Origin of the sequence: Rhizobium sp. X9, from assembly GCF_018873185.1 — a bacterium.
Taxonomy (GTDB): domain Bacteria; phylum Pseudomonadota; class Alphaproteobacteria; order Rhizobiales; family Rhizobiaceae; genus Agrobacterium; species Agrobacterium oryzihabitans.
The window spans coordinates 701,926-721,027 of the sequence record NZ_CP071312.1 but is presented as its reverse complement, the minus strand read 5'-3'; the positions used below and the strand labels follow the sequence as shown (position 1 = coordinate 721,027).

Here is a 19,102-nt window from a genome sequence, read left to right as displayed (position 1 = left end):
AAATGGCCGGGGAGGAGGCCGACCCGCCGCCCGGTCGTCAGAACGTAAAAAAGACGTTTTTTAAGCCGAAAAATTAAGCTCTTCTCCGCTGCATTTATAGGCTTCACAATCCTGTAACAACGGACCTAATATACAAGTGCAGATGCCGAATCGCTCAGGAGAAGCCCTTGACGATTGCAGTTTCACCACAGGCCCTGCCGGCGCTCGTTCTGAACGCAGACTACAGGCCACTGAGTTATTATCCCTTGTCGTTATGGTCCTGGCAGGACGCGATCAAGGCTGTCTTTCTAGACCGTGTGAACATCATTGCAGAATATGATCACGCGGTGTCGTCCCCCAGCTTTTCCATGCGGCTGCCGAGTGTCGTCAGCCTCAAGACCTATGTGCAGCCCACCCGCAACCCCGCCTTCACACGCTTCAACGTTTTCCTTCGGGACAAGTTCGAATGCCAGTATTGCGGCACGCGGGACGAACTGACCTTCGACCACGTGGTTCCCCGCGCACATGGCGGCGAAACCACTTGGCACAATGTCGTGGCGGCGTGCTCACCCTGCAACCTTAGAAAAGGCAGCAAGCTTCCCAAGCAGGCGGGCATGTTCCCGGCGCAGAAGCCCTTCCAGCCGACGGTTCAGGATCTGCACAATAATGGGCGTCTTTTCCCGCCCAACTATCTGCACGAAAGCTGGATGGACTATCTCTACTGGGATACCGAGCTGCAGCCCTGATTTTTTGAGGACTGCAACGCGGCTTTCCGATTATCGGCTTTTACGGCTTGCGCCAAAGAAGGCGATGGCCGCCAGTGCGATGCTTGCAATGACGTTCCAGCCGGCGAAGGAAAGGCCGAGCACCCGAAGAGCGGCGTCGTTGCAGGAAGGTGCCTTGATGGCATTGAGATTGCCCAGCAGATCACCGGCATTGGTGGTGATGGACGGTGCGCCGGTGGCGCAGGTGATCGGGCCTTCCCAGAAACCCCATTCCACACCGGCGTGATAGACGCCAAGCCCGGCGCCGATCAGCATCGCCACACCGATGAGGGCAAGCAGCAGGCGGGTGATCTGAACCGGCAGCTTGAAGACGCTGGTGGCAATGGCCAATATGCCCAGCGGAATGGCGTAGTAGTAGGGGTCGCGCTGCAACAGGCACAAGGCGCAGGGCGTGTAACCGCCAATATGCTGGAAGCCGAGGGCGGAGCCCACGGTGAAGATCATTCCCGCCGTTACGCCAAGAGCGGCGAGCGTGCGGCTGTTGTCGGCGGTCGTTGCAGTGGCCATGATGTTTTCCCCAAACTTCGCGAAGAAGCAGATATCCCGAACGGGCTTTCAAAAAGGCGGGCGTGATGGCGAAATTAAGTCGCCAGGTCTCAACGGTTTGTCACAGGATGCGTCTAATCCAGTCCGTTGCGTCTGGCAAATGAAAGCCCGGTAATAAACCAGGTACGTGAGCAAAGTTTCGTGAGGATGCCGGCGGCCAGTGCCAGCTGTAGCTTGCGACTGTCAGATAGCGAACAACCTGCTTAGGGTTCTGACGGGCGTCGCGGCTCGCGAGGCTAATTTTGTGATCTTCGAGTCATGTTGGCGACATGTACGCCAACCGTGCTTGTTCTACCGCTCGCAAGCATCAAGGACGCGGACTTGTCTGAAGGTGGGCAAAATCACGAAAACATTCTGAAAATCGGCGGATAAGACGCGGGCGGGGTTTGGAACGGCCGCAATATCGCATCGTTAAAGACAATACACGTTACGCAGCTTCAGGCTGTTTATCGTAGTAAAAACGCCGTTCGTCGCGATGAGCTCACATATTTTAAGCCTTGCTAAAGTCAGCATCGTAAAAAAATAAGCAGCGCCGGTGATGGGGTGACATGTTTTATTTTGTTTAGAATGGATCTTATTTGTTTCCGATTATTCATCGAAGTATATTGTAGCATCGATCTAATAATTCGATGGATAGTCACGCTTCTGTTGCACTGCAGTGCAAGGAATCCATCGCATCCCGGGTGAACGCCCAAACCTATCACAGCAGGAACAGTGAGACCTCAACCTAGCGGCGGCAGCGGTGCCGCGCGAACCTGTGCAGGAGCCGACAATGCCTGATTTCTCGATGACGCGTCGCAACCTTATAGCGGCTGGGGCGGCAAGCGGCTTTCTGGCCGCAAGCGGTGCGCCCTTCGCAATGGCGCAGAATGCTGCCCGCCGGACCCTGCGTGTCGGCATGAGTGGTTTTCCGGCCACTCTCGATCCGGCAATGGCCAATGCCACGGCGGTACGGCGCGTCGTAACCAATATGTTCGACAAGCTGGTCGCTTTTGATCAAAGCGCCAACATGGCGCTGCGTCCGGCGCTGGCTGAGCGCTGGGAGCGCGTGAGCGGCAGCGCATTGCGTCTTTTCCTGCGAAAAGGTGTGATGTTTCACGACGGCAGTCCGTTCACGGCCGAAGACGTTGCCTTTAGCCTCAGCCCGGATCATCTGCTTGGTCCGGACAAGGCCGGGAAAACCACGGCCATGCAAACTCTCGATACAATCGACCAGGTGGAAATTATCGACAGCCATACTGTGATCGTCCACACCAAAGGGGACGACGGGTTGATCGAGAAGCGGCTGGCATCCTGGCATTCGGAAATCGTCAGCAAGCGCGCTTTCCTGGCTGCGGGTAACTGGGATGCCTGGCTGGCGGCGCCGGTGGGCACCGGACCCTACAAAATCGTCAGCAAGACCCTCGACGTCGATATCGTGCTCGCCTCGCACGACGCTTATTGGGGTGGGTTGCCGCCGTTTTCCGGCGTCCATTTCCGCATTATTCGTGAACTGGCGTCGCGAATGAACGCGCTGGTCGCAAAGGAAGTCGACTTCATCACCGACATCTCGCCGGACATGTTCCCTGAAATCGAACGGCACGGCGAGCTCGAGATTGCCGGCGGCCCTGTGCAGAATATCCGTTCCCTGACGATCGACACGACGGACCCGGTCTTGGGCAAAGTCGGGGTTCGGCGCGCGCTCAGCCTGGCCCTCGATCGCAAGGCTCTGGTGCAGGCGCTTTGGCAGGGCCGGCTTCCGGTTCCAAACGGATACCAGCTCGCGACTTTCGGCGAAGCCTATATCGAAGACTTCCCGGCGCTGGCCCATGATCCTGAACTCGCACGCAAGCTCCTGCGCGAGGCCGGCTATAATGGTGAGAAGATTACCTACAAGCTGCTCAACAACTATTACCCCAACCAGGTATCCGGTGCGCAGATCATGATCGAGATGTGGCGCGGGGTAGGGATCAATGTCGAAATCCAGATGATGGAGAATTTTGCGCAGATACAGAAAAAACCGATCCACGCTATCTATGACAACTCCAACACAGCGATCTTTCCCGATCCGCTGGCCCATGCGTGGCGTCTGTTCGGACCCAATGGGGAGATGCCTAAATTGGGTATCTGGAGCAATGAAGAATATTTCCGCATCGGCGAGACACTGAAGAAGACCATCGATCCCGCAGCACGGCGGCCAATTCTCCGCAGAATGCTGGAAATCACCACCAATGACGACCCCGGTTGCATCATCCTGCACGGCTCGGGCCAGTTCTACGCAAAGCGCAAGGATTTTGGCTGGACGCCGGAACCGAGCCTCGATCTGGACTTCGGCCCTCTCAACCTCGCCTATGCGAAGACGTAGCCTGTGACGCCAGAAAACAGGCAAGGAATCGCCCCGATGCAACCTGTGGCCGATTCCGCGCCGGGACCCGCCCTGATGGCGGGTTCCCAGGTGCGGCCTTTTCTTGAAATCGAGGCCCTGAATGTCGCCTTTGACGGTATTCCGGTCCTGCGTGGCATCGACTTTGCTGTGGGGCAAGGCGAAGCGATCGGTATCGTCGGAGAGTCGGGCAGCGGTAAGTCTGTGACATGGCTTGCCGCGCTCGGGCTGCTGCCGAAAACCGCTGTTATATCGGGAAATGTGCGGCTTGAAGGTAAAGAGCTGCTGTCGGCCGGAAGTGCTGAACTCGATCGGATCAGGGGCCGGCGGATCGCTATGATCTTTCAGGACCCGTCGAGTTCTCTCAATCCGGTCATCCGCGTCGGACGCCAGATTGGAGAGGTGCTTTCCCGCCATTGCGGGTTTTCCGGGCGTGCCATAGCCGCCGAGGCGAGGCGGCTGTTCGAACTGGTTGGCATGCCCGATGCCACTCGCAGGCTGGACGCCTATCCCCACGAATTGTCGGGCGGCCAGAACCAGCGGGTCATGATCGCCATGGCTCTGGCTGGCAAGCCGGATCTGCTTATCGCAGACGAGCCGACGACGGCCCTCGATGCGACGATACAGGCTCAGATACTGGACCTTCTGACGACGATCCGGCGGGAAACCGGCATGGCGCTGGTTCTCATCAGCCACGATCTCGGTGTTGTTTCCGAAACATGTGACCGTATCGCGGTGATGTATGGAGGGAAGATTGCCGAAGTGGCGTCCGCCGAAGCGATTTTCGAAAGTCCCGCGCATCCCTATACGCAAGGGCTGCTGGCAGCAATTCCTTCCTTCGAAGGCGAATTGCATCGGCTGATACCGATCGAGGGACATGTGCCGGAACCGGCGCGGATGCCGCCCGGCTGCGCCTTCGCGCCGCGCTGTCCGCAACGCCAGCGAATCTGCGAAACCGTGGCTCCGAACCTCGCTGGAATCGGCGATGGGCAGTTCTGCGCCTGCGTTGCGCCCGTCAAAGCACTGAAATCCGCACCGCAGCGACAGGAAAGCATGCCGGCATGACGATGAACATCCTGGAATTGCGCGGCATTTCTAGACGCTATGCAATGCGCCGAGGTTTTTTGGGCCGCAAGATGGTGGTACACGCGGTCGATAATGTCACGCTTGCGGTTGAGGCTGGGCGGACATTGGCGCTGGTCGGTGAATCCGGTTCGGGCAAATCCACCACCGGGCGGATTGCCCTCGGCCTCGAAAGGCCGGACGGAGGTCTTGTCACGTTTCGCGGCGAAGAGCTGCCGGCCGCAGACACGCCGGCCTGGCGGCATATGCGGGCCGCGATGCAGATGGTCTATCAGGATCCCCTGGCGGCAATGGACCGGCGGCTTCCCATCGTTGAACAGGTGCGTGAGCCGCTGGACATTCACAGGATAGGACCCGCGGCGGGGCGGCGGCAAAAGGCGCTGGCGACGCTTGATACGGTTGGCATCAATGCCGATTTGGCGCAGCGGCGTCCTGAGGAGCTTTCGGGTGGGCAGCGCCAGCGTGCGGTCATCGCCCGGGCTCTTGTAATGAAACCGGCCCTTTTGGTTTGCGACGAGCCGGTCTCGGCACTGGACGTATCAATCCAGGCACAGATCGTTAACCTTTTGATGGATCTGCAGCGCGATCTCGGCCTCAGCATGTTGTTCATCAGTCACGATCTGAAGGTGGTACGCCACATCAGCCATCGCATCGCGGTCATGTATCTCGGCCGTATTGTGGAATATGGCGAGACGCTAAGCGTATTGTCGCAGCCGGCACATCCCTATACGCAGGCGCTCGTTTCGGCGGTTCCCGTGGCGGGACGGCGCACACGCCAGCAGATCATCCTCAAGGGCGAGCCACCCAGCCCTGCATCGCGGCCATCAGGTTGTGCTTTCCATCCTCGCTGTTCAATAGCAGCCACCCTGTGCCGAAGCGTCTCTCCGTCTTTGTCGGCCACGGCACTCGGGCGAATGGTCGCCTGCCACGCGGCCGTGGACGGTTTCCTTGCCGGGGAGGTGGGAAATTGATGGTGCGTTTCGTTGCCGTTCGCCTGCTTCGCGCCCTTCTGACCATCGTGCTGGTCGTCACCTTTGCCTTCATTGTTCTCAGGCTTTCCGGTGATCCGGCTCTTGCCATTATGGGTAATGAGGCTCCGCCGGAAGCGCTGGCCGCCTTTCGTCGCGAATGGGGTCTCGACGATCCGCTATGGCTGCAATATCTGACCTATTTCCGTGCTATTTTCCGAGGGGAGTTCGGGATTTCGATGCGTGGCGGCGGGCGGGCCCTCGATCTCGTGATGTCGCGTATTCCCGCCACGCTGGCCCTCACTTTGCCGGCACTGGTTCTCAAGCTTTCGATCGGCATTCCAGCGGGTATCTATGCGGCACTGCACCGGAACACACGCATCGACCGTGCGGTGATGGTCGCCGCGGTTACGGGATATACGGTCCCAAGCTTCGTGCTCGGCCTTCTATTGGTGCAATGGTTCTCTATCTGGCTGGGCTGGCTGCCGACCGGCGGTGGCGGCGGTTGGCCGCACCTTCTCCTGCCGGTCCTCACGCTCGGCATTGGCGGCGGGGCGGTTCTGGCGCGCTTCGTGCGCAGCGCAATGCTGGAGGTGCTGGGTCAACCCTATATTCGTACTGCCAGTGCCAAGGGCATCCCCTGGGCGGCAGTCGTGCGCGGGCACGCTTTGCCAAATGCCGCCATTCCAACCGTCACCATCATCGGCTTCCTCGTCGGCAATCTGATCGCTGGCGCGGTGGTGGTGGAAAGCGTGTTTTCCTGGCCCGGCATAGGCAACCTGCTGGTGGTTTCCGTGACGGCGCGTGACCTGTCCGTCGTGCAGTGCATTTTGCTGTTCGTGACGGTTACCATGGTCTTTTCTAACCTGACCGTGGATTTCCTTTACGGCGTTCTCGACCCGCGCCTGCGAAACACCGGCCAAAGTGGGGGACACTGATATGAGCGCCTCGAAGGAAGGCCAGGACAGCGCCGCCCGAACCGTCATGACCGAAAGGAAAGCGAAGCTTCGCACAGTGCCGCCCGCGGTATTCGTGGCGATGCTGTGGCTCGGTCTGGTGCTGATCGTGGCAATCGCTGCGAGTTTGATCGCGCCTTACTCCTATACCGCACTCGATCTGGCCAACCGGCTTGCCCCGCCACTCCATCCGCAACATTGGCTCGGAACGGACGAGCTTGGCCGCGATATCCTGTCACGCCTGATCTTCTCCGTGCGCATCTCGCTGCTGGTCGCCTTCGGAGCGACTCTGATTTCGGCCTGTTTCGGTACGGTGATGGGCTTTGTCGCAGCCTATTTTCGCGGCGGCGTAGAACATGCGATCCTGATGCTGGCGGATTTCCAGGCCGCCATTCCTTTCCTCATCCTGTCGCTCTCGGTGCTGGCCTTCCTTGGCAATTCGCTGCCGCTGTTCATCGGCTTGATGGGGCTTTATGGTTGGGAGCGCTATGCGCGCATCTCCCGGAGTCTTGCCATATCCGCAAGCGTACAAGGCTATGCCAGCGCCGTGCGCCAGACGGGTGCCGGACCGCTGCGGGTCTATCTCCGCCACATCCTGCCGAACATCTCGTCCACCCTCATCGTCTCCATGACGCTGACCTTTCCGGAAGTCATCCTCATGGAAAGCAGCCTTTCCTTTCTCGGTCTTGGCGTTCAGCCGCCGATGACGAGTCTCGGCAATATGGTCGGTTACGGTCGGGAATATATGACGCGCGCGCCGTGGATCATGCTCTCACCGGCAATGCTCATCGTGGTGACGACGCTGTCGGTAAGCCTTGTCGGCGACTGGCTTCGTGACCGGCTGGATGCCGACCTGAAATGATTTTCATTCGGCAGGGAGTATGACTTTGACACTGCACCTCCTTAACCGGCATAGGGCTCAAACCCTGATGCAACGCAAAGGGTTGGACGGCCTCGTGCTTATACAGCCTGAAACAATCCTCTATGCCACCGGCGCGCGGCCCGGTAGTGCCACGGCCTGGCGGCGAGCCGGCGCGGCTTTTCTGATTGTGCCCGCGAACGCCGCAGAACCGATGACCGCCATTATCGGCGATTTCCACGCGCGCGAATTTCATGCCGCCTCGGGCATCGAGGATATCGTTACATTTCCGATCTGGGTTGATCTCATCGATATCGCCGATGTTCCGGGCCAGTCGCTCGTCGAACGCCTCGCAACCGCCCGCCCGCCGCAACAGGCGCGCGCCAGACCCGCAACTTTTGACCGGCAGGAAACATTCGCCCTTCTCGCGGACACGCTCCTGCGGCGCGGCCTTCATTCCGCACAACTGGGTACGGAATATGCTTTTCTCCCGGCGGCGGATATGGCCTGTTTTGCCGAGGCCTGCCCGAATGTCCGATGGCAAGACGCGTCGGATATTGTTGGCCGTCTGCGGATGATAAAATCGGCAGAAGAAATTGAGCGGCTCACCGCCGCCGCCATTGCGACGGAGGCGGGAGCAAGGGCCGCAATTGCGCATATCCGTCCAGGATGCACCGCCGACGATCTGCTGGCGGTGTTTCGCAGCGCTTCCAGCCTGCGCGCGGCCGAACTTGGATATGGCGCACCGAGCTTTCCGATCAGTTCAATCACCATTGGTCCCGGTGCAACTGGAAAGGGGCGGCGGGCGGAGAAGGGTGACATCGTCCGGCTCGACCTGGCCTGCTGCATTGACGGTTATGTTTCCGACTGCGCGCGCACGGCGGTGATCGGCCGGCCTAGCGCCAACCAGCAGGCGATATACGATGCGCTGCGCACAGCTTTCGATGCTGGCGCGGTGCTGTTGCGCCCGGGCGTTGCCTTGGGAGACGTGTTTAGGGCAGTCATGTCGTCGATGCACGGACAGGGCTTCGATATGTATCGTCGCGGCCATTTCGGGCACGGTGTCGGCGCTTCGCTCTTTGTCGAGGAGTGGCCATTCATCGCCGCCGATGAGCCAACCGAGATCGAACCGGGCATGGTGCTGGCCTATGAGGTGCCGTGGTATATTCGCGGGCTTGGTGCTTTTACGATTGAAGATCAGTTCACAATCGGTCGGGAAACTTCCGATCCCTGCTGGGGTCTGTCTCGGGACTTGTTGATATGCGACTGAAACGCTTCTTGTTCATCGCCAAGAACGATAAATCTACTGTACGGACGTGATCGCGGTCACCTGTCTGCACAGGCGAACGAGCCAACGGCAGAATGTTCTGGAGAGATCAGGGTTGCCGCTACGGTCGATGGAGTAAGCGCGATACTGCATGCCGCTGGGAGCTTGTGACCCGGGAATGACCTTGTAAAGCCCGTCGCGCACAAGATCGCTGACGACGATTTCAGGAGCGACGAGAAGGCATTTTCCAGTCGTCACCGCCGGGAGAGCGAGATAGTGATGATCGTAGCGCGCGCCGGAATGGATATCGGTCGATGTCAGGTTCATGGACCGCAGCCAGGTTGGCAGAATATCCGGTCTTGAAGTGATGTTGAGAATGGGCATCGAACGAACAATCGAAAAGTCTTTGCCTGTGACATGCGCGGATGCTCCGACGCACACGATCTGCTCATTATAGATCTCCCAATGATCGGCGGGCTCGATGATCGACAGATCTCGGGTAATCAGCACGTCGAAGACATCGGAGGACGTCGGCATCGAAAGCGAACTGATGACATCGACAACGGCCCCTCCCATTTCATTTGAGAATTTCTGAAGATTGGGGATCAGCATCGTATAGGCAAAGGTCGCGAGTGAGGTTCGCACGACGATCCGGTTGACGTCCGCCCGATTGTGTCGGCGCATGCGCCGTGCGGTGTACCAGATTGTGTCGAGCGGCTCCGCGACTGTGTTGGCGAAAAGCCGACCAAATTCCGTCAGTTCGCTGTTGCGCCCGCGCCTCTCCATCAATTTGGCACCAAGATAATCCTCGAGCACCGCCAGATGCCGGCTTACCGAGCTTTGCGTAACGCCCATGGCCTGCGCAGCCCTCGTAACGCTTTTTTCGCGTGCGATGGTCACGAAGGCGCGGATCGCGTTGAGAGGCACGTCTTGATCGTCTTCGGTCATGTCCCTGCTCCAACGTTCCTCGCAGCCGGCGAACAGATCGAATCCTTTTGGCCTATCCATCGTATTATTCGATGTTTGTCACGGTTTTGTTGCAGGTCGACAATAAACAGAGTGACCTGTTACGCAGCGGTATTGCTGGAAATAAGTTTTTTATTTCTTGCTGTGAGAACCAGTTTGTGAAGGCTGTAATTGTCGGTTTTGATTGGACTGCGCCCCTATCTCATCAGTGAAGACCTCGTTGCCTTGCCGCAACACACTTCGATGACCGGGCGGAGGCTTCGCAAAGTGCTGGGACAAGCGTTGACAACCTGCCGCCCCCCACACCGGTGATCAACATGGAGATTAACACGGCTCCGCGCTGGCGAAACGTGTGGCGCAAGCTGATAGGGGGCGCTCGCCCGTTAAGTGTGTTGAAAATCAATGCTGATTTTGGAAATGGTACCCCAAGCCGGGATCGAACCAGCACTCCTTTCGGAACCGCATTTTGAGTGCGGCGCGTCTACCAATTCCGCCATTGGGGCAACGGTGGTAATTCCACGGCGTCTATCACGGTCAAGGCCATGCGTGCAACCCCAAAGCTGACTTATCCTTCTTAATTGCGCGCGTTTGCGGCTGCCATTCGTTCTCTTTACGGGGCCTGGAAAGAAGGTGCTGCGGGCCTCCTCCATCCCACATCGATACACCTCCAGTTGCGCCAGTAATGTAATATTAGGCACCTCTAATAAATTAGAATATACGCAATTGCTAATTGAATTATGATGCCCGGGTGGAGTTTCCACGCGGGGCGGGATTGGCCTAACTCATATGGAGGAAACTATGAGGGCGCTTTCTCGCAATTTGTTATTGTCTGCCTGTCTGATTCTGCCGGTCAACGCTCACGCGCTGGATATCGGGATCGGCGGTGAGAATGGGGTGAATGCCAGTGTCGGCGGCAATGGCAGCGGTGGGCTCGGTGTCGATGCCTCCGTTGGCGGTAGCAATGGCGTCAATGCAAGCGCTGATGTCGGCGGCAGAAGTGGCGGCGGGCTGGGTGCGGATGTCAACGCTTCGGTCGGTGGCAGCAATGGGGTCAATGCGGATGTCAATGCATCCGTAGGTGGATCGAGTGGTATCAACGCGGGTGTTAATGCCTCGGTTGGCGGCTCGGGCGGCATCAATGCCAATGTCGGTGCCAATGTGGGCGGATCGAGTGGTCTTGGCCTTGGCGTCGGGGTTGGCATCGGAGGCTCAGGCTCCTCAGGGAACCCCGGAAATCCCGGAAACCCGGGCAATCCATCCAATCCCGGCAATCCGGGAACGGTTTCTCCCGGTGGCATGCGCAATGCGCTGCAGGCTTATAATGATATGTCACGCACCGAGCAGATCAAGCTCGCCCGCCGTTGCATTGATATTCTGGGCGGCGGCTACGATGCGGCCCTGACGCAATTGTGCAAGATGATCCGCACAGCCTCGCGCTGAGACCGCAGGCACTGAGACCGAAGGGCGTCATCCGCGGCCTTCGGTTTCAATTGCCCTTGCGTCCGAAGGACAGGATTTTCTGTCGCAGGCTGCGGGCGAGATTGCGGGTATTGCGGTACATATCCACCTGCGTGGACACCTGCCGCACGTCGCGGTCGCTGTTCTGGGTCAAACCCACGACCAATGTGCCCATTTCCTGACGTTCCTGCCAGAAACGGCTCATGATCGGATGATCGGGCACGGCACAGCTGTCGCTGCGCATGATATTGGCGTCGTCCAGATGCCAGCCGGTCAGTTTCTGTACCAGCAGCTTGCCGGGCGAAAACTGCGCATAGTTTTCGTCAAAGGCGGTTTTCCACGTATAGGCCTCGCCGGCTGTCATGAAGACGACCATGGACGCGATGGCGCTGCCGTTGAGATCGATGGTGTGAATGCGCACCGCATCCGCCTCGGCCAGATTGGTTATTGCTTCGCGGGCAAACGCTGCGCGATAACGATCATTGACCAGTGCAGTGCGTTTGCGGCCCTTCCAGCCGCTCGCCTCCAGCGCCAGGAATTCCTCCATCCGGTAGCGGATGTCTTTCGGCTGCCGGGCAACGGTGTAGGTGAGGGGGCCAAGCTTTTCGAGCTGCCGCCACTGTCGGCGCATTTCCCGCATGTGGTGCGGCGCAAGTGAGCCGCGCAGATAGGCCTCGCCGTCGAGAAGGCTCTCCAGCATCGGCCGCTGATAGCTTCCGGTCGTCGTCAGCGGCAGGTTGCGGCTGAGCGCGATGGCCCTGAACATGCTGGCGAAAGGCCCTTCAAGCCGCACATCCGGCAGCACGAGCACATTTGGCAGACGCATCGCCGGGTCCGAGAGCGCATCGAAAAGATTGTCGAGCGTTTCCGCAGCACCTTCGGTATCGACCAGCGGCGTGCCGAGAGGGCCAAAAGGATTGGCCCAGACGCGGATAATGGAAGGGCCGATGGAAAAGCCCGGCTTTTCCACCGTGAAGGGCATCAAAAAGCGCATGCGGCTTCTGGCACCGTTTTCGTCGCGAATAAGGGCGAAGCGCACGGACTTGTCATCGATGCGCGGCATGGCGGGTGCAAGAAGCCGACCGGTGAAGAAGACATTGGCTTCCATGACGCGGTTGGACAGGAAGTCGAGCTCCTCCTGCATCTCGTAACCGAGCTGCCCCGGATAGATGCAGAATTCGCGGCCCTCGCGTCCCACGCGCCGGCTACTGTCCGCCACGGGGCGGTCACGCTCCGCAGCCGCCATCAGCGCAGCAATGCGCGGGTCCTGAAAATCCGGATTCTTTGGGTCGCTGGACATGCTTATCGTTACACCGCCTTCCCAGTGTCTTGACCCGCCCGGGGATCGTTGAAGGCAAAAAGGACGATCCCGAGTGTACGGCGAATGGCAATATGCAATAGCACAGCTTCTATGCACATGGCTATCGCCACCGCCGCCGCGGCTCCTGTCAGACCATAGACCGGAATCAGCGCCATGTTGAGCAGAATATTACAACCGAAGATAATAATATAAAGCGCCACGCACAATTTTTGTTTGCCGGCCATATTCAACAGGGTCTCTCCGGGGCCGATCAACGCTTTTGCAAGGAAGCCCGCAAACAGGAAGAACATCAACTCGTAACCCTGAACGAAGCCCGGACCGAATAGCGACAGCAGGAAAGGGCCCGCCAGAAGCACGACGCTGCCGACCGCCAGCGACGGCCAGAAGGCCCAGCGCGCCGCCTGGCTGGCGAAACCGGCGAGCCCCTGCCTGTCATTTGCCGAAATCAGGGCGGCGAGACGCGGCGCTGCCGCTGCCTGCACCGAGAAAAACACGAATTGCATCAGCACGATGGTTTTTGCCGCGGCGAAATAGATGCCGACCTGATCGGGCGGCAGATAGAGACCAACGATCACCACATCGGAATTGGTCATCAGAAAACCGATGCCGTCGATCAGGAAAACGGGAAAGGCGAACCGCAGCCAGTGGCGGAAATGGACCTTGCGGGTAACGCTGCGGAAATGCCGGTTGAGCCGGCGGTTCATGAAGGCGAAATGGAAAAGCGTGGTCACATAGGTTGCCATGAGGGCCGTCAGCATCGCCGTCGTCGCGGTCTTTTCAGCGCCGAGGCCGATTGCCACCAGCATGAACAGCAGGATCAGCACAGGACGGACAATATAGGTGGGGCTGAGCGCGGAGATCGCCCAGCCATTGGCGCGTGCGGTGCCGTTCAGCACGTCTCCAAGCGCCACCATCGGCAGGGTGAAAAGCGCCAGTGCAACGGGAATGAGATAATAGCCAGCGATCCGCTCGCCGAAGAAATGGAGAAAGATGAAACCGAACAACGCCAGCGCGCTCGCCGAAAGCATGGCGAAGATACGCGCGGTCGAGGTCAGGCCCATGATCTTGTCATGGGCTTCCTCCAGACGGTAGCCGGGTAAAAAGCGGATGACGGTGGTGTGGAAGCCGAGACAGGACAGATTGCCGAACAGGATCACCAGAACCCAGACGAAGGCGAACAGGCCATATTCGAATTCGCCCATCAGGCGGGCAAGGATGATCTGAGAGATAAAAGCGATGCCGGCGCTGACGATACGCACTGCGAAGGCGACCAGCGCCATGCGCTGGGCGCGGGAGACGTCATCTCCACCGGAGGTAATGACAGCGATTTTCGCTCCCAGCGGCGCGAGTTTCGCACGCAGGCCTGCGGGTAGGGCTTTTTCCGCCGTGTTGAGGATAGCCATGATCCACACGCCATCATTTCCAGTTGAGTAGGCAAGCCGATTGTAAGCGCTCTATCATTAACGAAGGGTGTGGGAGGCGGTAACCTGTGTCCCGATATCGTTTGCCACAGGCGGTTTGCGGATGCCGTTGAACAGAAAAAGGGCAAGCGGACTGCGGCGTATCGCCTGATGCAGCATATAGGCCGCTACCGTGGTCGCCACGACGATGATGGCGAATTCGAAGGCAGGTGGCAGCGAGATGAGGATGAAAAGCGTACCGAAGGCATAGATCAGCGGGTGATGAAGCAGGTAGATGGTGAAGGAGGCATCCGTCATCCGTCTGGCAAGCGGGCTCGGCCTGTCGAAATAGCGGCAGGCGAGGTCGATGAGCAATCGGCTCATCGTCACCGCGGCGATTGCCGAGGCCAGAACCAGCATCGCGGAGTTTACGAAGGGATTTTGCAGCCGCAGCGTTACCGCCGTCGCGATCGAGCCTGATGCAACGATACCCGTCAGCATCCCCGTTTGTCGAAAGCGGTGAAAAAGCGCTCGATCACGCCGAAGCAGAGCTCCAATGAGGAAGAACGGCAGGTAGCGCGCATAGGGATCGGAGGCCCGTTCATATATAAGAAAAAGGCCGTTTTCGCTTTTTGCTGCAAGCAGGCCGGAGCCGTAGACCATCCATTCCCAGAGGACGGGAAAGATACAGAGAGCGGTGAAAAACAGGAGCGGATATCGTCCACTCACCCTGTAAAACCAGTCTTTTGCCTCCACCAATGGTGGTCGTTCCAGAAGATATAGCAGGCCCGCAAGCAGAACCGAGTAGGTGATGAGGGCGGGCAGGAACCATAGATGCATGATCCATTGTTCGCTCGGCTGCAGCAGATCCGGCAGGCTCTCCATCATCTGGGTGACGGTGATGTCGCCTTTGGCAATAGCGGACAATTGCAGCATGAAAAGTTGCAACGGCCCAAGCAAGAGCACGGCGACAATGAAGGGTAGGCCGAGCCGAAGGAAACGCTGCCTGAGCCAGCGCATCTTGCCCTTCTTGCCGATGACCATGATCGAGAAATACCCGGCGACCAGAAAAAACGCCGGCATTCGGAAAGTCACGAGTGCCGCGCCAAGCGCGCTCAGAACCGGGCTGGTCTCGAAGTCCTTGATGTCCCAGGGCAGGGCATGGCTATAGAGCAGGGAGGCGTGATAGGGAACGCCGAGCAGCATCAGGAGAGCCCTGAGAGGGTCCCAATAGTGCTCATAATCTGAAGTGTCCGGTTGCATTTTCCCCTCGCGTCGAAAACGCGATCCCCGTGTGATCTGTCACGATCGGCACGACTATTAGTCGAAAACGCTAATAAAGCCTTCATGCACCGGAAGGCGTGGGCGGAGCCTTTCTCTTGGGCAGGAGATCGAGCACCAGGGCGCAGCCCAGAATGATGATGCCGGCGCCAAAAAGCTGGGGAAGCGACAGGGGTTCATCAAGCACCAGGGCGCCGACAAGCACTGCGACGACCGTTACCGCGAACTCCACGCTGATCGCCTTGGTCGCGCCGATGGAGGAGACAAGCCGGAAATAGGTGATGTAGGTGAGGCCGCTCATGACGACCGCCTGGATGAGAAGATATCCGTAATCGACAAGACCCGGCGTTCCGGGCAAGGGTACGGCGAGAAGAAGCGGGAAGGTCATCAGGCCGCCAGTCAGGAAGGAGCCGATGGTGATTTCCCAGGAGCCCACCCCTTTCAGGTGAAGGCTCGCGTAATTGCTGCCATAGGCGGCGCAGATGCAGGCGGCGACAGCGGCGGCGCAGCCGATGATGAAGCCGGTGGTAACGGGCACGGCGGGAAAACCGACAAGCAGGACAATGCCGGCAAAACCGATGACGAGACCCGCAATTCCCTGTCGTGTCAGCCGCTCGATCCCCCATATCTGCGAAATGAGCATGGAAAAAAGTGGGATTGTGGCGACCAGAATGGCGGCCATTGCGGTGCCGATCTGGGGTGTCGCGTAGGACAGGCCGATCAATTGCCCGGCGACCGTCGTTGCGCCGACAATTGCAAATGCCCGCCAGCCTGCGGAAAATGTGAGCTTCCGGCGCGCCGCGAGCGCGATGAGAAAGAGGGCCACGGCGGTCATCAGTGAACGAAGCGTCACTGCGCCTATCCAGCCGAAGGCGGCCACAACATGGAGAAGCAGCAGGAAAGACACACCCCATGCGAGTGCGAGAAAAATATAGGCGGCGAGATCGCGAGGGGCCATGGGGCAGTTTCCAGCAGATGATCCGGCTCCCATATGGAAAGTGCCAATACCAGTCAACACCCCGATCGGTGGCAACGATCCGCCACAAACAAAATCGCCCGTAACGCGGGTTACGGGCGATTTTTCATTTCTGGTCGACCGGGCTTAGGCCTGTTCGTAAACGCCGTGGCAGTGCTTGTATTTCTTGCCCGAACCGCAGGGGCACATTTCGTTACGCCCGATACGGCCCCAGGTGGCGGGGTTGTTCGGATCACGTTCCTCACTTGGAACGAAAGCAACCGGCGCGACTTGTCCAATATGCGACATCTCGTCTTCGCCCGTGACCGGATCGAGGTGGTGCGCGGTCATTTCCGGCAGTTCCGGCTGCTGCGGCTCCTGCTGCACCAGTTCAACGCGCATCAGCTGGGCGGTGACGGCTTCGCGCAGATTGGTCAGCAGCGTCTGGAACAGCTCGAAGGCTTCCGCCTTGTATTCCTGCAGCGGGTCGCGCTGGGCATAACCGCGGAAACCGACGACGGAACGCAGGTGATCGAGGTTGACGATATGTTCGCGCCACAGATGGTCGATCGTCTGCAGCACGACCGAGCGCTCGACATAGGCCATGATCTCGGGGCCGAAACGCTCTGCCCGCTCGGCGGCGTATTTATCGGCAGCCTCGGTGACACGCTCCAGAATATCGTCTTCGGCGATGCCTTCTTCCTTGGCCCATTCCTCCACCGGCAGGTTGAGGTTCAGGAACTGCTCGATACCGGCTTTCAGGCCCGCAATATCCCACTGTTCAGCATAGGCATTTTCCGGAATATGCTTGGTGACGAGCGCTTCGATGACTTCATGGCGCATATCGGCTGCGGTTTCGCCGATATTGTCGGATTCCATCAGTTCGAGGCGTTGCTCGAAGATCACCTTGCGCTGATCGTTCAGCACGTCGTCATATTTCAGAAGGTTCTTGCGGGTCTCGAAGTTGCGGGCTTCGACCTTCTTCTGGGCGCGTTCCAGCGCCTTGTTGATCCAGGGATGGACGATGGCCTCGCCTTCCTTCAGGCCGAGCTTCTGCAGCATCGAGTCCATGCGCTCGGAGCCGAAGATGCGCATCAGGTCGTCCTGGAGCGACAGGTAGAATTTCGAACGGCCGGGGTCACCCTGACGGCCGGAGCGGCCGCGCAGCTGATTGTCGATACGGCGGCTTTCGTGGCGTTCGGTAGCGATGACGTAAAGACCGCCGGCGGCGAGCGCCTTTTCCTTCAGAACCTTGATCTCGGCGCGGATCGCCTCTTCCTTGGCGTCACGCTCAGGACCCGGCTCCATGCCTTCCAGCTCGCGCTCGAGGCGCATGTCGACGTTGCCGCCGAGCTGGATGTCCGTGCCGCGGCCAGCCATGTTGGTGGCGATGGTGACAGCGCCGGGAACGCCGGCCTGCGAAACGATGTAAGCTTCCTGCTCGTGGTAACGGGCGTTCAGAACCTGGAAATCGGTAAAGCCCGACTGGCGCAGCATATGGGCCAGAAGTTCCGATTTTTCGATCGAGGTCGTGCCGACGAGAACCGGCTGGCCACGCTCATGCGCCGCCTTGATCTCGGTGATAATCGCCAGGAATTTTTCCTCGCCGGTGCGGTAAACCTCGTCGTCTTCGTCGATACGCTGGATCGGCAGGTTGGTCGGCACTTCGATGACATCGAGACCGTAGATGTTGCCGAATTCTTCCGCTTCCGTCGATGCCGTACCGGTCATGCCGGCAAGCTTTGCGTACATGCGGAAATAGTTCTGGAAGGTGACGGAGGAAAGCGTCTGGTTTTCCGGCTGGATCTGCACCTTTTCCTTGGCTTCCAGAGCCTGGTGCTGGCCTTCGGAATAACGGCGACCCGGCATCATGCGGCCGGTGAATTCGTCGATAATGACGATCTCGTCGTTGCGGACGATGTAGTCCTTGTCGCGGGTGAAGAGCTTGTGGGCCTTCAGCGCGTTGTTGATGTGGTGAACGATGGCGACGTTTTCGATGTCGTAAAGCGATTCGCCCTTCAGAAGGCCCGCCTGCCGCAGCAGGTTCTCGAGCTTCTCGGTGCCGTCTTCGGAGAAGTTGGCCGAACGCTGCTTTTCATCGATCTCATAGTCTTCCGGCGACAGAAGCGGAATGAAGGCGTCGATCGTGTTGTAGAGATCGGAGCGGTCGTCCAGCGGGCCGGAGATGATGAGAGGCGTGCGCGCCTCATCAACGAGGATGGAGTCGACTTCGTCGACGATCGCATAATTGTGGCTCCGCTGCACCATCTGGGCGCGGTCGTATTTCATGTTGTCGCGCAGATAATCGAAGCCGAGTTCGTTATTCGTCGCGTAGGTAATGTCGCAGGCATAGGCCTCGCGTCGCTGGTCGTCATCAAGCCCATGCACGATGACGCCGGTCGTCAGCCCGAGGAAGCCATAAAGCCTGCTCATCGTGGCCGCGTCGCGCTTGGCGAGATAGTCATTGACGGTGACGACATGCACGCCCTTGCCGGCGAGCGCATTGAGGTAGACCGCAAGGGTCGCCACCAGCGTCTTGCCTTCACCTGTCTTCATTTCGGCGATGGCGCCGCCATGCAGGATCATGCCGCCAGTCAGCTGCACGTCGAAGGGGCGCATGTGCAGAACACGGCGCGACGCCTCACGGGCGACCGCGAAAGCCGGGATCAGCAGATCGTCCAGCGACTTGCCGTCCGCAAGCTGCTGGCGGAACTCCGCCGTCTTTGCCGCCAGTGCTTCGTCGGAAAGAGCCTTGGTGGCCTCCTCCAGCGCATTGATGGCTGCGATCTTGCTTTTATAGGAGCGGACGCGGCGTTCATTTGCCGAACCGAACAATTTGCGGGCTATTCCGCCGAGGCTGACCATCTTACTGGCCCTTTCTGAAATTCCGTTTTCGCAGGCGCTTTTTTCCATCAC

General features: G+C 59.0%; 15 protein-coding genes and 1 tRNA gene. 8 read left to right on the top strand and 8 right to left on the bottom strand.

All coding sequences use genetic code 11. The features are described 5' to 3' along the window. The first annotated feature begins 167 nt into the window (after nucleotides 1-167). Nucleotides 168-725, top strand: coding sequence for an HNH endonuclease (locus JZY08_RS18235; RefSeq protein ID WP_035242856.1), 558 nt, complete (start codon nucleotides 168-170; stop codon nucleotides 723-725). A 30-nt stretch (nucleotides 726-755) separates the two neighbouring features. Here the strand turns inward: JZY08_RS18235 and JZY08_RS18230 are convergent, their stop codons facing one another. Beyond that, nucleotides 756-1,271, bottom strand: a complete 516-nt coding sequence (locus JZY08_RS18230; protein WP_003497317.1) for a disulfide bond formation protein B — start codon at nucleotides 1,269-1,271, stop codon at nucleotides 756-758. Between the two features lie 970 nt (nucleotides 1,272-2,241). On the opposite strand from JZY08_RS18230, the gene JZY08_RS18225 reads away from it, so the two are divergent. From JZY08_RS18225 to JZY08_RS18200, 6 genes are all read left to right on the top strand, one after another. Next, nucleotides 2,242-3,654: an ABC transporter substrate-binding protein gene (locus tag JZY08_RS18225; protein ID WP_253204137.1), complete on the top strand. Its 1,413-nt coding sequence runs from the start codon at nucleotides 2,242-2,244 to the stop codon at nucleotides 3,652-3,654. Between the two features lie 75 nt (nucleotides 3,655-3,729). Next, nucleotides 3,730-4,737, top strand: coding sequence for an ABC transporter ATP-binding protein (locus JZY08_RS18220; protein ID WP_216333447.1), 1,008 nt, complete (start codon nucleotides 3,730-3,732; stop codon nucleotides 4,735-4,737). Continuing rightward, nucleotides 4,734-5,726: an ABC transporter ATP-binding protein gene (locus JZY08_RS18215; protein WP_216333006.1), complete on the top strand. Its 993-nt coding sequence runs from the start codon at nucleotides 4,734-4,736 to the stop codon at nucleotides 5,724-5,726. Before JZY08_RS18220 ends, JZY08_RS18215 begins: the two co-directional genes overlap by 4 nt. Continuing rightward, nucleotides 5,726-6,661, top strand: coding sequence for an ABC transporter permease (locus JZY08_RS18210; RefSeq protein WP_216333004.1), 936 nt, complete (start codon nucleotides 5,726-5,728; stop codon nucleotides 6,659-6,661). Before JZY08_RS18215 ends, JZY08_RS18210 begins: the two co-directional genes overlap by 1 nt. Nucleotides 6,662-6,707: 46 nt before the next feature. After that, the gene (locus tag JZY08_RS18205; protein WP_216333446.1) at nucleotides 6,708-7,541 is read left to right on the top strand and encodes an ABC transporter permease; all 834 of its coding nucleotides are present in this window, start codon (nucleotides 6,708-6,710) and stop codon (nucleotides 7,539-7,541) included. Nucleotides 7,542-7,560: 19 nt separating this feature from the next. Next, complete coding sequence (locus JZY08_RS18200) at nucleotides 7,561-8,808, top strand: Xaa-Pro peptidase family protein (RefSeq protein ID WP_301183740.1); 1,248 nt, start codon at nucleotides 7,561-7,563, stop codon at nucleotides 8,806-8,808. A gap of 33 nt (nucleotides 8,809-8,841) precedes the next feature. Here JZY08_RS18200 and JZY08_RS18195 read toward each other — a convergent pair whose 3' ends face one another. Together JZY08_RS18195 and JZY08_RS18190 are read right to left on the bottom strand one after the other, a co-directional pair. Then, nucleotides 8,842-9,753: a LysR family transcriptional regulator gene (locus JZY08_RS18195; RefSeq protein WP_216333000.1), complete on the bottom strand. Its 912-nt coding sequence runs from the start codon at nucleotides 9,751-9,753 to the stop codon at nucleotides 8,842-8,844. A gap of 436 nt (nucleotides 9,754-10,189) precedes the next feature. Beyond that, nucleotides 10,190-10,274: transfer RNA gene (locus JZY08_RS18190), tRNA-Leu, on the bottom strand. A gap of 295 nt (nucleotides 10,275-10,569) precedes the next feature. On the opposite strand from JZY08_RS18190, the gene uppQ reads away from it, so the two are divergent. Then, nucleotides 10,570-11,211 carry a polysaccharide biosynthesis GNAT family N-acetyltransferase UppQ gene (gene uppQ, locus JZY08_RS18185; RefSeq protein ID WP_082185551.1) on the top strand — a complete coding sequence of 214 codons (642 nt, stop codon included), beginning with the start codon at nucleotides 10,570-10,572 and terminating at the stop codon, nucleotides 11,209-11,211. Nucleotides 11,212-11,257: 46 nt separating this feature from the next. Here the strand turns inward: uppQ and JZY08_RS18180 are convergent, their stop codons facing one another. The 5 genes from JZY08_RS18180 to secA all read right to left on the bottom strand — a co-directional run bounded on the left by JZY08_RS18180 (nucleotide 11,258) and on the right by secA (nucleotide 19,051). Further along, nucleotides 11,258-12,529, bottom strand: a complete 1,272-nt coding sequence (locus JZY08_RS18180; protein ID WP_003500218.1) for a GNAT family N-acetyltransferase — start codon at nucleotides 12,527-12,529, stop codon at nucleotides 11,258-11,260. A gap of 8 nt (nucleotides 12,530-12,537) precedes the next feature. Next, entirely contained in the window at nucleotides 12,538-13,953 is a 1,416-nt protein-coding gene (uppV, locus tag JZY08_RS18175) for a Wzx-type polysaccharide biosynthesis protein UppV (RefSeq protein WP_216332998.1), read from the bottom strand. A 57-nt stretch (nucleotides 13,954-14,010) separates the two neighbouring features. Continuing rightward, nucleotides 14,011-15,213, bottom strand: coding sequence for a glucans biosynthesis protein MdoC (gene mdoC / locus JZY08_RS18170; RefSeq protein WP_216332996.1), 1,203 nt, complete (start codon nucleotides 15,211-15,213; stop codon nucleotides 14,011-14,013). A gap of 82 nt (nucleotides 15,214-15,295) precedes the next feature. Further along, nucleotides 15,296-16,189: a DMT family transporter gene (locus JZY08_RS18165; protein ID WP_216332994.1), complete on the bottom strand. Its 894-nt coding sequence runs from the start codon at nucleotides 16,187-16,189 to the stop codon at nucleotides 15,296-15,298. A 144-nt stretch (nucleotides 16,190-16,333) separates the two neighbouring features. Continuing rightward, a complete protein-coding gene (gene secA, locus JZY08_RS18160) occupies nucleotides 16,334-19,051 on the bottom strand; it encodes a preprotein translocase subunit SecA (protein WP_216332992.1) in 2,718 nt (905 codons plus the stop codon). Nucleotides 19,052-19,102 lie beyond the last annotated feature (51 nt).